The 13,187-nt window shown below is 66.4% G+C and carries 13 protein-coding genes and 2 pseudogenes; 9 read left to right on the top strand and 6 right to left on the bottom strand.

Annotation, left to right across the window (positions count from 1 at the left end; all coding sequences use genetic code 11):
• Positions 1-41: 41 nt before the first annotated feature.
• The 4 genes and pseudogenes from LFT46_RS02455 to LFT46_RS02440 all read right to left on the bottom strand — a co-directional run.
• Complete coding sequence (locus LFT46_RS02455) at positions 42-662, bottom strand: hypothetical protein (RefSeq protein WP_236821174.1); 621 nt, start codon at positions 660-662, stop codon at positions 42-44.
• An 81-nt stretch (positions 663-743) separates the two neighbouring features.
• Positions 744-1,490: a GAF and ANTAR domain-containing protein gene (locus LFT46_RS02450; protein ID WP_236800897.1), complete on the bottom strand. Its 747-nt coding sequence runs from the start codon at positions 1,488-1,490 to the stop codon at positions 744-746.
• Between the two features lie 119 nt (positions 1,491-1,609).
• Positions 1,610-2,194 (bottom strand): orotate phosphoribosyltransferase, encoded by a 585-nt coding sequence (gene pyrE, locus LFT46_RS02445; RefSeq protein ID WP_200830744.1) that lies wholly within the window; start codon positions 2,192-2,194, stop codon positions 1,610-1,612.
• 96 nt (positions 2,195-2,290) lie between these two features.
• Positions 2,291-3,448 (bottom strand): annotated as a pseudogene (locus LFT46_RS02440) (FAD-dependent oxidoreductase); the annotation flags it as partial.
• A 120-nt stretch (positions 3,449-3,568) separates the two neighbouring features.
• Here LFT46_RS02440 and nadE point away from each other — a divergent pair.
• Entirely contained in the window at positions 3,569-4,423 is an 855-nt protein-coding gene (gene nadE, locus LFT46_RS02435; protein ID WP_236800896.1) for an ammonia-dependent NAD(+) synthetase, read from the top strand.
• 105 nt (positions 4,424-4,528) lie between these two features.
• Here nadE and LFT46_RS02430 read toward each other — a convergent pair whose 3' ends face one another.
• Positions 4,529-5,323, bottom strand: a complete 795-nt coding sequence (locus tag LFT46_RS02430; RefSeq protein WP_236821173.1) for an IclR family transcriptional regulator — start codon at positions 5,321-5,323, stop codon at positions 4,529-4,531.
• A 166-nt stretch (positions 5,324-5,489) separates the two neighbouring features.
• Between LFT46_RS02430 and LFT46_RS02425 the strand changes: the two genes are divergently transcribed.
• The 4 genes from LFT46_RS02425 to LFT46_RS02410 are packed head-to-tail and all read left to right on the top strand — an operon-like array spanning position 5,490 to position 9,597.
• Positions 5,490-6,206, top strand: a complete 717-nt coding sequence (locus LFT46_RS02425; RefSeq protein ID WP_236800893.1) for a CoA transferase subunit A — start codon at positions 5,490-5,492, stop codon at positions 6,204-6,206.
• 59 nt (positions 6,207-6,265) lie between these two features.
• Positions 6,266-7,705 carry a short-chain fatty acid transporter gene (locus tag LFT46_RS02420; protein ID WP_236821172.1) on the top strand — a complete coding sequence of 480 codons (1,440 nt, stop codon included), beginning with the start codon at positions 6,266-6,268 and terminating at the stop codon, positions 7,703-7,705.
• Positions 7,706-7,735: 30 nt separating this feature from the next.
• Entirely contained in the window at positions 7,736-8,407 is a 672-nt protein-coding gene (locus LFT46_RS02415) for a CoA transferase subunit B (RefSeq protein ID WP_236821171.1), read from the top strand.
• Positions 8,404-9,597, top strand: a complete 1,194-nt coding sequence (locus LFT46_RS02410; RefSeq protein ID WP_236821170.1) for an acetyl-CoA acetyltransferase — start codon at positions 8,404-8,406, stop codon at positions 9,595-9,597. Before LFT46_RS02415 ends, LFT46_RS02410 begins: the two co-directional genes overlap by 4 nt.
• Positions 9,598-9,774: 177 nt before the next feature.
• Here the strand turns inward: LFT46_RS02410 and LFT46_RS02405 are convergent, their stop codons facing one another.
• Positions 9,775-10,338, bottom strand: a complete 564-nt coding sequence (locus LFT46_RS02405) for a GlcG/HbpS family heme-binding protein (protein WP_236800888.1) — start codon at positions 10,336-10,338, stop codon at positions 9,775-9,777.
• Positions 10,339-10,534: 196 nt separating this feature from the next.
• Here LFT46_RS02405 and LFT46_RS02400 point away from each other — a divergent pair.
• From LFT46_RS02400 to LFT46_RS02385, 4 genes and pseudogenes are all read left to right on the top strand, one after another.
• Positions 10,535-11,741 (top strand): annotated as a pseudogene (locus LFT46_RS02400) (sensor histidine kinase).
• Complete coding sequence (locus LFT46_RS02395) at positions 11,738-12,364, top strand: response regulator (protein ID WP_236800887.1); 627 nt, start codon at positions 11,738-11,740, stop codon at positions 12,362-12,364. The pseudogene LFT46_RS02400 and the gene LFT46_RS02395 overlap by 4 nt, the downstream one beginning before the upstream one ends.
• 133 nt (positions 12,365-12,497) lie before the next feature.
• Complete coding sequence (locus LFT46_RS02390; RefSeq protein WP_009357211.1) at positions 12,498-12,701, top strand: cold-shock protein; 204 nt, start codon at positions 12,498-12,500, stop codon at positions 12,699-12,701.
• 136 nt (positions 12,702-12,837) lie between these two features.
• Positions 12,838-13,173, top strand: coding sequence for a hypothetical protein (locus LFT46_RS02385; RefSeq protein WP_236800886.1), 336 nt, complete (start codon positions 12,838-12,840; stop codon positions 13,171-13,173).
• Positions 13,174-13,187: the final 14 nt, after the last annotated feature.

Below are 13,187 nucleotides of genomic sequence, written 5' to 3'. Positions count from 1 at the left end.
ACCGCCGCAACGGGCGGAGGTAAACGTTTAGTGACGGGAGGTCAGCTGGCAGCTTGCCCTTCCGCAGCGGGGAACGGCGCGTGGGGTTCCCGCCGGCGGCGGAGGATTTCCAGGCCGATGTCGTTGTAGCGGCCCAGCAGGTCCGCGCCGTCGAGGGCTCCCGGGGTGTCCAGGAGCGCGAAGACCGCGTCACTCCCCTGGAGCAGTTCCTCGTCCGAGTATTCGGCCAGCGGGCGGCCGTACAGTTCCTCGATCCACATGACGGGCAACTGGGGGAACTCGCCAGCAAACTCGCCGCCGGGGAAAAGCTCACGGACGTCGTCGTCCATCAGGAGCGGCTGGCGGCTGCCGGCGTCCTCCGGGGCCCAGTCATGCGCGGCGGGCGCGAGCTGAAGTCCCACTGAGGCGGAAGGAGCCCCCAGCAATGAGTTGGTGGCAATAGCGTTGAGATCTGTCCGAAGCCCTGCCAGTGCGGAGGACTCAATAAGCTCGGCCTGCGAAAGGTCAACGCAGATGCGGCAGCGGATGCCCATCCTCCGGACACGGCGGATGATGCGGACCAGTTCAGCACGGGTGTCGTGGTGAAGGGCCCCCCGGACTTCAATCCGGACGATGTCGGCAGGGACATCCAGGTTAACGAGTGCGTCTAATGCGCGGTCCATAGGTACTCCAAAAGAGGTCTATGGCCGACGGCTCAACCTCCGCAAGCGTAACCCCCGTGGGAGCCCCCGCACAACCCGCCCTCACGCGCCGGGGCCCGACCCGACCTTTCCCGGCTCCTGGTAGTAGGTGCGCGTTCCGGCGCCGCCCACCGAATCAACCAACGACTTGGCGATGTCCCGCAGCTTGGTGTTGCTGTTGCTCGACGCCTCGGTGAGGATTTCCACGGCGGCCTCCTGGCTGCAGCGGTTCTGCGCCATGACGATGCCCACTGCGATGTCGATGATGGTGCGCGATTCGAGGGTGGCTTTGAGGTTGGTCGCGCTGTCCGCGTGCAGGGAGAACCTGACGGCCAGGCGCAGGGCCTGCGAGATCTCCCGGGTGAAGTCCCTGGCCCTCTCCGCCGCCTGCCCGTCGAACTTGTGGTCGACGTCTGAGTAGAGGTTCAGGGCTGCCCTGGCTTCCCCCTGCAGGTTGAAGGGCAGGGAAAAGACGGAACGCAGCCCATAGGAGGCAACCGCCGTCGCGTAATCGGGGCCCCAGCGGTCCTCCTGCAGCAGGTCCGGAACGTAGACTTCCCGTTCTTCCTTCGCGGCAGTCAGGCACGGACCCTGGGATAGCGAGTACTGGATTTCGTCCACTTCCCGTGCGGAGGGGCTGCTCCAGCCAATGGTGGCTGCCTTGCGGTCGCGGAGCAAAGTGATGCCGCACAGGGCATCGTCACCGTCCCCTGCCATCTGGTGGGCAGAGAACCGGGCAAGTTCGTTAAGGAAATCCTCAAAATCAGCGCTTTCCAGGATCAGGTTCTGCACCTGGTCGGTCGCGCTCAAGGGCTGTTCTGGGGGGAGCAAGATGCGTGGTCTCCAAGCAACTGAAAAGTGTTAACGCACATCATAAATCAGCGCCAACACAGCAGCCAATGGCTGGCAGCGTGCGCCCACGCCTCTGGCTAGTCCAGACCCAGTTCGTCCTTGCCGAACGCGAACAGGTAGGGCACACCGGTCTCGGCTTCAATCTTTTCCTTGGCGCCGGTGTCGCGGTCCACAATCACGGCTACCGCCACGACATTGCCGCCGGCTTTCCGGACGCCTTCCACCGCCGTCAGCGCGGACCCGCCCGTGGTGGAGGTGTCCTCCAGGACCAGCACTTTGCGGCCCTCGACGGACGGGCCTTCAACCTGGCGGCCCATGCCGTAGGACTTCTGCGCCTTGCGGACCACGAACGCGTCAACGGTGCGGCCGGCGTCGGCGGCGGCGTGCATCACGGCGGTGCCCACGGGGTCCGCGCCCATGGTCAGCCCGCCGGCGCACTCAAAGTCGATCCCGGCGTCGTCCGCCAGCGCCAGCATGACCTGGCCCACCAGCTTGGACGCCTCGTGGTGCAGCGTGATGCGGCGAAGATCGATGTAGTAATCGGCCTCGGCACCGCTGGAGAGGATCACCTTGCCGCGGACCACGGCGAGTTCCTTGATCAGTTCGAGCAGTCGGGCGCGGGCAGCTGCGGTGTCTACCGCAGTGTCAGTGGGCGAAGTCATGGCTTCAAGTTTAGTGGGTGGCCGGGCCGTGAGCGGGCGCGCGAAGGCCGGCGCATGCTCCGGTCGCGGTCCGAACGCGATGACGCGCGGGAGGAGACGCTTCACTACGGGGTTGTGGCGCAGGATAAAGAAGATCGCACGCTGGATCAGGAACCTGGCGCCCGACCCCTTGCCGGCCAGCATGTCGCCGGACAGCTTCCCGTCGAAGAGCGGAACGAACACCACCCGGTGCATGATGCGCTGCACGGTCTGCACCACCACCGTGGGCATGCGGCGGCGGCGCTGGATGGCTGCCAGGGTTTTGGTGCGCACATAACCCCGACGAAGGTCCGGGGCCAGCCGCTCCGCTGCCGCCACCGCATCCTGGATGGCGAGGTTGATGCCCACTCCTCCGGCTGGGGACATCGCGTGCGCGGCGTCCCCAATGCACAGGAAGCCGTCCACGTACCAGCGCCGCAGTCGGTTCAGTTTCACGTCCAACCAATGCAGGTCCTCCACGCTGCTGATGGAATCGACGCGGTCGGCAAGGTCCGGGCGGAGAGCCGCCACCCGCTGCCGGAACCGGTCCACCCCGTCAGCCCTGATCCTGGCATCAGAACCCTTCGGGGCAAGGTATCCCATCTGGTAATAGTTGGTGCGGTTGAGGGCAATCATGGCATCCCGGTTACCCAGCGAGGGAACCACTCCCGCCACTTCGCCCCTTTCTGAGGCGTGGCGCGGGAGCCTGAACCACCAGGTGTCAAAAGGCACCGGGTATTCCCGGGGGCGCATTCCCGCCGCCTGGCGCAGCACCGAATGCCGGCCGTCCGCCGCCACCACCACGTCCGCGTGCAGGACGTGCTCACTGGAAGTACCGACCTCCCGGTAGCGCACTCCGGTGACCCGCCCGCCGTCGAACTCCAAACCTGTTGCCTCGCTCTCCATGAGCAGCGTGAACGTTGGTTCCTCGGCGGCTGCTGAGGCGAGGAAATCCAGGAAGTCCCACTGGGGCATCATGGCCACGTAGTTGTACGGGGGCTTCAGGGAGTCAAAGGCCGCAAGGGTGACCAGTCCGGCGCCGGGCACCGGGACGGCGACATTGCTCAGGCGGCTTTGCGGCAAGCTGCGGAATCCTGCCCCCAAACCCAGTTCGTCGATCAGCCGGACGGTGGACGCGTGCACCGTGTCGCCGCGGAAATCCCGCAGGAAGTCACGGTGCTTCTCCATGACCGTCACGTTCACTCCGGCCCGCGCCAGCAGCAGGCCCAGCACCATTCCCGCCGGGCCGCCGCCCACCACGGCACACCCCGTCCGCTCCATGCGATTACGCTACGCCGCACGGGACCTTCCTGGAACAGTTGAGGGTTGTTGACAGTGCTGGCTAGGCTGGACCACATGCGCGAACTCCAGGCCAAGATCATTGAAGAAATGGGCGTTCAGCCCCGGATCGATCCCGCAGGGGAGGTGCGCAAACGCGTCACGTTCCTCAAGGAATACCTCAAGGCCACGGGCACCAAGGGCTTTGTCCTGGGCATCTCGGGCGGCCTGGATTCATCCCTTGCCGGGAAGCTTGCGCAGCTGGCAGTGGATGAACTCGAGGCTGAAGGTGTTGAGGCCAACTTCGTGGCCGTCCGCCTGCCCTACGGGGTCCAGCACGACGAGGAAGACGCCCAGGCGGCCCTGGACTTCATCAAGGCCAAGACGGAGTGGACCTTCAACATCTCCGCGGCGGTGGATGGTTTCGAGGACGAGTTCGAGAAGACCGTGGGCTCGGAGATTTCCGACTTCCACAAGGGCAACACCAAGGCCCGCACCCGGATGATCGCCCAGTATGCGCTGGCCGGGGAGTTCAACTACCTGGTGCTCGGCACGGACCACGGCGCCGAGTCCGTCACGGGGTTCTTCACCAAGTACGGCGACGGCGGCGCGGACATCCTGCCCCTGTTCGGCCTCAACAAGCGGCAGAACCGGGCCCTGCTGGCCGAGCTGGGAGCGCCGGCGCGGGTCTGGGAGAAGGTCCCCACGGCCGACCTGCTCGATGACCGGCCGGGCCGCACGGACGAGGACGAACTGGGCCTCAGCTACGACCAGATCGACGACTACCTTGAAGGCCGCGAGGTTCCGGACGCCGTGGCCGAGTCCATCGAGCAGAAGTACCTGCGCACGCGCCACAAGCGCACGGTGCCGGTGACCATCTTTGACACCTGGTGGAAGGAAGAAGGCCCGGAGGAGCCCCGCGCGGGACTGTAACCATCCCCCGGCACTGAATTTTCACCACCTTTGGGGAGTACGACGGCGGGCCGCGCCGAAAAAGTGCGGCCCGCCGTCGTCGTTCGCTGCCATAGTTGGGAAGACTCAGCGGGTGCGCCGGCCCCCGTCGCGCCCGCCCAGCTGTTGGGTAATCCGGTGCGCCTCCGCCATCAGCAGGCCACCCAGCTCCTCCTGCCGCTCGGGCTTGAACCTCGGCTCGATGCCGGTCAGGGACAGCGCCCAGGCCGGCTTCCCGGACCGGTCGAACACCGCGGCGCCCATCCCCCAGCTGCCCTCCAGGACCAGCCCGGGGTTCACCGAGTAGCCGGCCAGCCGGGTGCGGGCCAGGTTTTCCCGCACCAGCTGCGGAGTGTGGTGCGCGGCGAAGGCGCCGGCGTGTTCGCTCCAGCGGCCCAGCAATTCCTCCTGTTCGGCTTTCGGCAGGAAGGCCAGGATGGCGGTCCCGGCCGACGCTACTCCCAGCGGGAACCGCACCCCCTCGTGCAGGACGAAGGACCGGACCGGGAAGGTGCCTTCCTCACGCAGCAGGCAGACCGTCTCCGCCCCGCGGCGGATCGAGAAAAAGGCGCTCTCGCCCGTTGCCTGTGCCAGCCGGCGCAGGCTGGGCCGGGCAATGTCCTCCATGGGAAAGCGCGCCGAAGCCACCGATCCCATCAGTAGTATTTCCGGCCCCAGCACCCAGTTGCCCGTCACGGGGTCGTGGTCCAGGAGGCCTTCCGCGGCGAGGGATGCCAGGAGCCGGTGGACCGTGGGTCGGGTGAGGCCCGATTCGCGGACCAGGCCTGCCAGCGGCATGCCTTCGGCGCTGCGGCCCACCAGCCGCAGCAGCCCAGCAACGCGCGCCACCACCTGGGCGCCCTGTACCGGCGTGCCAGCCATGAATCCTCCTTGTTGTCCACAATATGGATGCTTTTCATCCTAGTGTCCATACTGTAAGGCCGCAGCCAGTGATTCTTGACACTTTTGGCCAAGCGCCCATAGTCTCCAAACTCAGATCCCAGGCGTCCACTTAGTGGACGACCGCCGCGCTCAACGAGGAGACGTCATGAAGAAACTCCAGGCTTCTGCTGCCACCGCCCTGGAAGGAGCCCTGCAGGACGGCATCACCCTCGCCGTCGGCGGGTTTGGCCTCAGCGGCATTCCCGCCGACCTGATCGAAGCCGTCCGGGACTCCGGAGTCCGGGACCTCACCGTGGTGTCCAACAACATGGGCGTGGACGGCAAGGGCCTGGGCATCCTGATCGAGGCAGGCCAGGTCCACAAGGTGATCGCCTCCTATGTCGGCGAAAACAAGCTGTTCGCCGAGCAGTACCTCGCCGGCAAGCTCGAGGTGGAGTTCACCCCGCAGGGCACCCTCGCCGAGCGACTCCGCGCCGGCGGCGCCGGTATCCCGGCCTTCTACACCAAGACCGGCGTGGGCACCCTCGTGGCAGAAGGCAAGCCGCACGAGGTGTTCGACGGCGAAACGTACGTCCAGGAGCGCGCCATCCGGGCCGACGTCGCACTTGTCCACGCCCACACCGCGGACACGGACGGCAACCTGACCTACCGCTACACTGCCCGGAACTTCAACCCCGTTGTGGCGACCGCCGGAATTCTCACCGTCGCCGAGGCGGAAGTGATTGTGGAGTCCGGCCGACTGGACCCCAACCTCATCGTCACGCCCGGCGTCTTTGTCCAGAGGCTGGTGCAGGCAACGGACCGGGTCAAGGACATCGAGCAGCGGACCGTCCGGCAGCGCGCCGGGCTCATCCCGGCCTGACCGCCGTCTAAAGCGCGCCGCGCGCCCCACACCACGACTCGATGGAGAGAATCACCCTCATGACCGCCGTGCAATTCAACGACCAGGATGTCCGCCAGAAGGGCTTGGCCCGGATGGCTGAGAAGCTGGCCGGGTGGACACAGAAGTGGTTCCCTGACGCGTACATCTTTGCCCTGGCAGGCGTACTGCTGGTGGCCATCGCGGCGCTGGCCATCGGCGCCTCACCCAAAGCCGTGGTGGATTCCTTCGGCAACGGGTTCTGGGACCTCACCGCCTTCACCCTGCAGATGGCCATGGTGGTGCTGACCGGCTACGTTGTGGCCACGTCCCCGCCGGTGGCCCGGCTGATCGAGCGGCTGGCACAGGTTCCGAACTCGGCACGTTCGGCCGTCAGCTTCGTAGCCGTCCTGTCCATGTCCGTTTCCTTCGTCAACTGGGGATTGAGCCTGATCTTTGGCGGGCTCCTGGCGCGCGCGGTGGCCCGGCGGGCGGATCTGCATGTCGATTATCGGGCCCTTGGTGCCGCGGCCTTCATGGGGCTGGGCGCAGTCTGGGCGCTGGGCATGTCCTCCTCCGCCGCCCAGCTGCAGGCGACCAAGGCCTCCATCCCGCCGGCGCTGCTGAAGATCACCGGCGTCCTGGACTTCGGAACCACCATCTTCACCTGGCAGTCCCTGCTGACCCTGGCCATCCTGATGCTACTGACCACCGTCATTGCGCACTTCTCCGCCCCAACGGGAGCCGGCGTCAAAACGGCAGCCGACCTAGGCGTCGATCTTGATGACCAGCCCGAACCGCCGGCCGAAAAGTCCCGGCCAGGCGAATGGCTCGAATACAGCAGGGTCCTGCCCATCCTGGCCGGCGTGCTGACCCTGGGCTGGCTGGTGTCCCAGCTGCTCACCCTGCCCATCCTGAGCGTTGTCAGTTCACTCAACGGATACCTGCTGGTCTTCCTGATGCTGGGACTGGTGCTGCACGGAACGCCGCGCAAGTTCCTCCAGTCAGTGACCAAAGCCGTCCCCGCCACTGCCGGAATCCTGGTGCAGTTCCCGCTCTACGCGGCAATGGCCGCCATCCTGACCAAAGCCACCGGCGCCGGCGGCCTCTCGGTGTCAGAACACCTGGCCCACTTCTTCAGCAGCATCGGCGGCAACGGGGCATTCGCCGTCATCATCGCCATCTACACCGCCCTCTTGGGGATGTTCGTCCCCTCCGGCGGCGGAAAGTGGCTGGTGGAGGCACCCTACGTCATGCAGTCCGCCACGGACGTGAACATGAATCTCGGCTGGACCGTACAGATCTACAACATGGCCGAGGCGCTGCCCAACCTCATCAACCCGTTCTTCATGCTGCCGCTGCTGGCCGTCCTGGGCCTGCGCGCCCGGGACCTGGTGGGCTTCACCTTCCAGCAGTTCCTCTTCCACCTTCCGGTGGTCCTGCTGCTGGCCTGGCTGCTGGGGATGACGTTCGAGTTCGTGCCACCGGTAATACCCAACTGATTACAGCTAACGAGACTAAGGAGAAACCCCATGGGATGGACCAGGGATGAAATGGCCGCCATCGCGGCGGAGGAACTGAACGACGGCGACTACGTGAACCTGGGAATCGGCATCCCCACGCTGGTGGCCAACAACCTGCCCGAGGGCGTGCGGGTGGTGCTGCAGAGCGAGAACGGCCTGTTGGGCATGGGCCCCTTTCCCTTTGAGGGCGAGGAGGACGCTGACCTGATCAACGCCGGCAAGCAAACCGTCACGGTCCTGCCCGGCGGGAGCATCTTCGACTCGGCCACCTCCTTCGGCATGATCCGCGGCGGGCACGTCAAAGTGGCCATCCTGGGCGCCATGCAGGTCTCCGGAAACGGAGACCTGGCCAACTGGACCATCCCGGGCAAGATGGTCAAGGGCATGGGCGGTGCCATGGACCTGGTGGCCGGCACCCCGCGCGTCGTGATCCTCACCGAACACAACGCCAAGGATGGCACGGCCAAGATCGTGCGCGAATGCACGCTTCCGCTGACCGGGCTCAGCTGCGTGGACAGGATCATCAGCGACCTCGCCGTCTTCGACCTGAACAAGATGGACGACGGCGGGCGGCAGCTCACGCTGACCCGGCTGGCTCCGGGGGTCACGGTAGAGGAGATCCGGGAAAAGACCGAAGCCGGCTTCGAAGTGCGGCTCGATGAGAAGGAAGTGGCGGCATGAGCCTCAAGGAACAATTCGGCAAGGATGTCCTGATCACCGGCTGGGGCCACAGCCGGTTCGGCAAGCTGACGGAGGAAACCCTGGAGTCCCTGATCGTGCAGGTGGCTACCGAGGCCATCAGCACCGCCGGGATTGAGCCCGGCCAGATCGACGAAGTCTACGTGGGCCAGTTCAACTCCGGCATGATGCCGCTGGCCTTCCCGTCCTCGCTGGCGCTGCAGGTCTCACCGGACCTGGCCAACGTCCCCGCCACCCGGGTGGAGAACGCCTGCGCCTCGGGTTCAGCCGCGTTCCAGCAGGGCACCAAGTCCCTCCTTGCCGGCACAGCAAAGACTGTCCTGGTCATTGGCGCGGAAAAGATGACCCACGCCGGCGCCGACGTGGTGGGCGCCGGACTGCTCGGGGCCGACTACGACATGGCCGGCAAGCCCTCCACCACAGGTTTTACCGGCCTCTTCGCCGAGGTGGCCAAGCATTACGCCAAGCGCTACGACACCGACGGGAAACTGGGCGACGTCCTGGGCAGTATCGCTGCCAAGAACCACCGCAACGGCGTGGACAACCCGTACGCGCAGCTTCGGAAGGACCTTGGCGAGGAGTTCTGCCAGACCGTCTCGGACAAGAACCCGATGGTCGCCGATCCCCTGCGCCGCACCGACTGCTCCCCTGTCTCGGACGGTGCTGCCGCCGTCGTCCTCTCTACGTCCGCCACCGGCGGCACCAACCCTGCCGTGCGGCTCGCCGGCTTTGGCCAGGCGAATGACTTCTTCCCTGCCGCCCGTCGGGACCCCACCGCCTTCGAAGCCACCCGGGTTTCTTGGCAGCGCGCCCTGGCGATGGCCGGTGTTGGCATCCATGACCTGGACCTCGCAGAGGTCCACGACTGCTTCACGATCGCCGAACTGCTGATGTATGAGGCCATGGGCCTGGCAGAACCCGGCCAGGGCGCCCGTGCGCTGGAGGAAGGCTGGGTTTTCAAGGACGGAAAGCTGCCCGTCAACGTGTCCGGCGGCCTCAAATCCAAGGGCCACCCGGTGGGCGCAACCGGGGTATCCCAGCATGTCCTGGCAGCCATGCAGCTCACGGGGACCGCCGGCGACATGCAGCTGGCGGCTCCACGGCGGGCAGCCGTGCAGAACATGGGCGGCGTGGGTATCGCCAACTACGTCAGCATCCTCGAAGCCGTCTAGCTGGGGATCCGCCCGTCGCGGGGCACTTTGATGCGGTACACCGGCCGTCCGGGGAATTACGACGGCGTGTCCGCGCCAAAGTGCCCCGACTCGGCATGGGAAGGGGCGGGTCAGGCGGAAGGCTGCGATTGACTTCCGCCTGAACTGCCGCATCCCTGCAGCCTACTTTCCTGCAGCCTACTTCCCTGCGCCAGCGATGGCTTCCGCGCCGGCGGTGGCGCAGGCTTCATCCAACGCGCCATCGGGAGCACCACCGACGCCGATGCCGGCCACCGAAACTCCGTTGACCTTCAGCGGGACACCTCCCGCCAGGAACAGGGTGCCTGGCAGGTCTGTGATGGACGGGCCGTTCCCATTGATCCGCTTGGCCAGTTCGCTCGTGGGCGCACCGAACGCCGCGGCGGTGTATGCCTTCTGCTTTGCGGCTTCGATGGTGTGCTCCGCCGCGTTGTCCCCCCGGAGCAGGGCCTGGATGGTGCCGAACCGGTCCACGAGGGCCACGGTGACAAACGGGAGCTTATCCGCCTGGCATTTGGCGAGGGCGGCGTTCACCGCGGTGAAGGAGGCGCCAACGGAAATACGGTTCTGCTGGACAACAATCCCGGGCGCAGGCTGGACGTCGACGGCGGGAACGGCCGCGGGCGCGGGTCCCGGCCCGGCGTTGGCGGCCGCCGTGGCCCCTGCGGTCAGGACGAGCGCGCCTGCTGCTGCGGCGGCGAATACTTTGTGGGACTTCTTCACGGTGACTCCCTGGGATCGGATTGGCTGGAGGATACGCATCAATCCTTCCGGGGGCGGCGTCGCCTGCCATCGGGCCTTGGGCTGCTTCCCGTTCAGACCAAAGGCCAGCCGTATCAGCCAAAAGGCTGAGGACCAGCAGGGGCGGGGGCAATAGCATGGAGACAGCGTTCCCACCACGAAGAACAGGCGGCGTCCCATGCCTACCGGAGTTCCCACCGCCACGCCTGCTGAAGACATCGGGCAAGGGGTCCGGCCCCACCGTGCCGCCGGCACCAGCCTGGGCAGCATCGGTACAGCGGTGCACCTCGGGTTCGCGGTGCTCCTGGTTGCATCCCTGGTCAGGTACATCATGCGTCACAGCCCGCGGATAACCTGCTGGTCCTGGGCCTGGCGGCCGCGGCAAGCCTGCTGTATGCCGCCGTCGCAGTCCTGGCCAGGCGGGGCAGGCCAGGGCTGCCGTGGATGTTCACCCTGGTGGCTGTATGGGCGGTGCTGGTGGTGCGGCACCGAGCTTCGCCTGGTGCTCGTTCGCGCTCTTCTTTCTGTGCCGCAGTGCCCTTGCCGGAACGGCTGCGTACGTTGCGGCGGGGACAACGGCGGCTGCTACGGCGGCAGGCCTCTTCAGGTTGAGCGGTGGCACCGATCTGGCGATGCTTCTGGGGCCGGTTGCGGTGGGCCTCATGCTCACACTGGTGTACGACCGTATCCAACACGATGCGGAGGAGCAGCGGCGCCTCAACGCCGAGGTTTCGCTCGCCCAGGACCAGCTGGCGGCCAGCGAGCGTCGGGCCGGCACCATCGCCGAGCGTGAGCGCGTGTCCCGGGAAATCCACGACACCGTCACCCAGGGCCTGGCCAGCAGCCTGCTCCTGCTCGAAGCGGCGGACCGTTCCTGGCCTGCCCCTGGCGCACAGGCGGATCTCAGGCAGGCCACCGCCCTGCTGCGCATCAACCTGTCCGAGACCCGCAGCCTGGTGCACGACCTGGCCTCACCGGGAATTGACGCGACACCCCTGCCGGACGCACTGTGCCTCGCCGCCCGGCAGTACGTGCCCGGAGCCACCCTGCTGGTGACGGGCGAGCCACGGCAAGTCCCACCAGAGGTCCGCCACGGCTTGCTTCGGGTGGCGCAAAGCGCAGCGTCAAACATTGCGCTCCATGCGGACGCCAGGACAGCAGCGGTGACCGTGGGCTTCCTGCCGGACTCCGTCACTTTGGATATCTACGACGACGGCGCCGGCTTTGATCCGTCAGCGGCAACTCCGCCATCGAATGCAGGAGGGTACGGCCTGCGGGCCATGCGGCAGCGGGCAGAGCAGCTGGGTGGAAGCTTCTCGGTGCAAAGTGCCCCGGGCGAAGGAACCATAGTGGCGGCGCAACTGCCGGTGGAAGGAGGCAGATGAGCACCATCACGGTCCTGCTGGTGGACGACCATCTGGTGGTGAGGAGCGGCCTGCGCGCGCTGCTGTCCACCCAGCCCGACATCGAGGTGGTGGGTGAGGCTGCGTCCGGCGAGGCAGCCGTGCAGCTGGCCCAGATCCACTCCCCCGCCGTGGTGGTGATGGACCTGGCCATGGGGCCGGGCATGGACGGGCTCGAAGCGATCAGGCGGATCAGGGACCTTAACGGCCGGCAGGCCATCCTGGTGTTCACCACCTACGATTCCGACGCCGACATTGTCCGTGCAGTGGACGCCGGCGCGATGGGTTACCTGTTGAAGGATGCTGCCCCGGAAGAAATCTTCGCCGCCATTCGGGGCGCCGTCCAAGGCAAAAGCGTCATGAGCCCGCCGGTGGCATCCCGGTTGTTTCAGCAGCTCCGCAACCCGGACGAAGTCCTGACACCGCGCGAAGCCGAGCTGCTGAGCCTGCTCACCGAGGGGCTCAGCAACCGCGAACTGGGCCGCCGGCTTTTCATCTCCGAGGCCACGGTAAAAACCCATCTGGCACACATCTACGCCAAGCTTGGAGTTGATACCCGGGCGGCAGCCATTGCCACCGCAATCCGCCGCGAAGGCATGCGTTGAGGTGGCTTTATCGCGAATACCCTTGCACCCAGGCCCTCCGCCCCGTACGTTTGGGGACAGTGGGGGATTACCTCCCGCGCACTCCGGGACGATCCCCGGGGAGAGAATCAGAGTCACATGAAGGAATGCAGCCATGGCAACAGGCACAGTTAAATGGTTCAACGCCGAAAAGGGTTTTGGCTTCATTGCCCCCGATGACGGGTCCGCTGACGTTTTCGCCCACTACTCGGCAATCGCCACCAGCGGTTACCGCTCCCTGGACGAGAACCAGAAGGTCGAATTCGATGTGACCCAGGGCCCCAAGGGCCCGCAGGCAGAGAATATCCGCCCGCTCTAAGTCTTCGGCGGCCTCCGGCAGCTGCCGGGACCCCATTCAGCGGCCCCTCCACCCCAGGGTGGAGCGGCCGCTGTTTTCATGCACCGCCTTGGCTGCCCAGCCCCCCTCCGCTTCTACAGTTTGGGATAATGGGGGCATGACGGGACAGGACCAGGACCGGGATCCGTGGGAGGAGTTCGACTCCCTCGGACCTGCCGCGCAGGACCGCGTCCCCGGCCAGCCCGGCGGGGAGCCGCACGGGTTCGGGTTCCGGACCGGCGTACGCAGCGCGCGGGTTGCGGTCGGCTTCGCCGTTTACGCGCTCGCCCTGGGAACCATCCTGGCCTTGACCGGGTGCATAGTCTTCATCACCCGGCAGCAGTGGCTGCTGATGGGCCTCATGCTGCTGTTCGAGGCAATCTTTGTTTTTGCGTTCACGCGCCTGGTTGCCCAGGCCAGGCACCGTACACCCCGGGACCGGCACGCCAGGTGACTCCGCTGGCGCCT

It is taken from the genome of Arthrobacter sp. FW306-07-I (genome assembly GCF_021800405.1).
GTDB lineage: Bacteria > Actinomycetota > Actinomycetes > Actinomycetales > Micrococcaceae > Arthrobacter.
Note: the sequence above shows the minus strand (reverse complement) of the source record. Positions and strands in the feature narration are given on the sequence as shown.

What these genes read in the sequence shown, in the direction of transcription:
- LFT46_RS02455 (WP_236821174.1), bottom strand. Translation starts at nt 662, where the DNA reads ATGGACCGCGCATTAGACGCACTCGTTAACCTGGATGTCCCTGCCGAC.
- pyrE (WP_200830744.1), bottom strand. Translation starts at nt 2,194, where the DNA reads ATGACTTCGCCCACTGACACTGCGGTAGACACCGCAGCTGCCCGCGCC.
- nadE (WP_236800896.1), top strand. Translation starts at nt 3,569, where the DNA reads ATGCGCGAACTCCAGGCCAAGATCATTGAAGAAATGGGCGTTCAGCCC.
- LFT46_RS02430 (WP_236821173.1), bottom strand. Translation starts at nt 5,323, where the DNA reads ATGGCTGGCACGCCGGTACAGGGCGCCCAGGTGGTGGCGCGCGTTGCT.
- LFT46_RS02425 (WP_236800893.1), top strand. Translation starts at nt 5,490, where the DNA reads ATGAAGAAACTCCAGGCTTCTGCTGCCACCGCCCTGGAAGGAGCCCTG.
- LFT46_RS02420 (WP_236821172.1), top strand. Translation starts at nt 6,266, where the DNA reads ATGACCGCCGTGCAATTCAACGACCAGGATGTCCGCCAGAAGGGCTTG.
- LFT46_RS02415 (WP_236821171.1), top strand. Translation starts at nt 7,736, where the DNA reads ATGGGATGGACCAGGGATGAAATGGCCGCCATCGCGGCGGAGGAACTG.
- LFT46_RS02410 (WP_236821170.1), top strand. Translation starts at nt 8,404, where the DNA reads ATGAGCCTCAAGGAACAATTCGGCAAGGATGTCCTGATCACCGGCTGG.
- LFT46_RS02395 (WP_236800887.1), top strand. Translation starts at nt 11,738, where the DNA reads ATGAGCACCATCACGGTCCTGCTGGTGGACGACCATCTGGTGGTGAGG.
- LFT46_RS02390 (WP_009357211.1), top strand. Translation starts at nt 12,498, where the DNA reads ATGGCAACAGGCACAGTTAAATGGTTCAACGCCGAAAAGGGTTTTGGC.
- LFT46_RS02385 (WP_236800886.1), top strand. Translation starts at nt 12,838, where the DNA reads ATGACGGGACAGGACCAGGACCGGGATCCGTGGGAGGAGTTCGACTCC.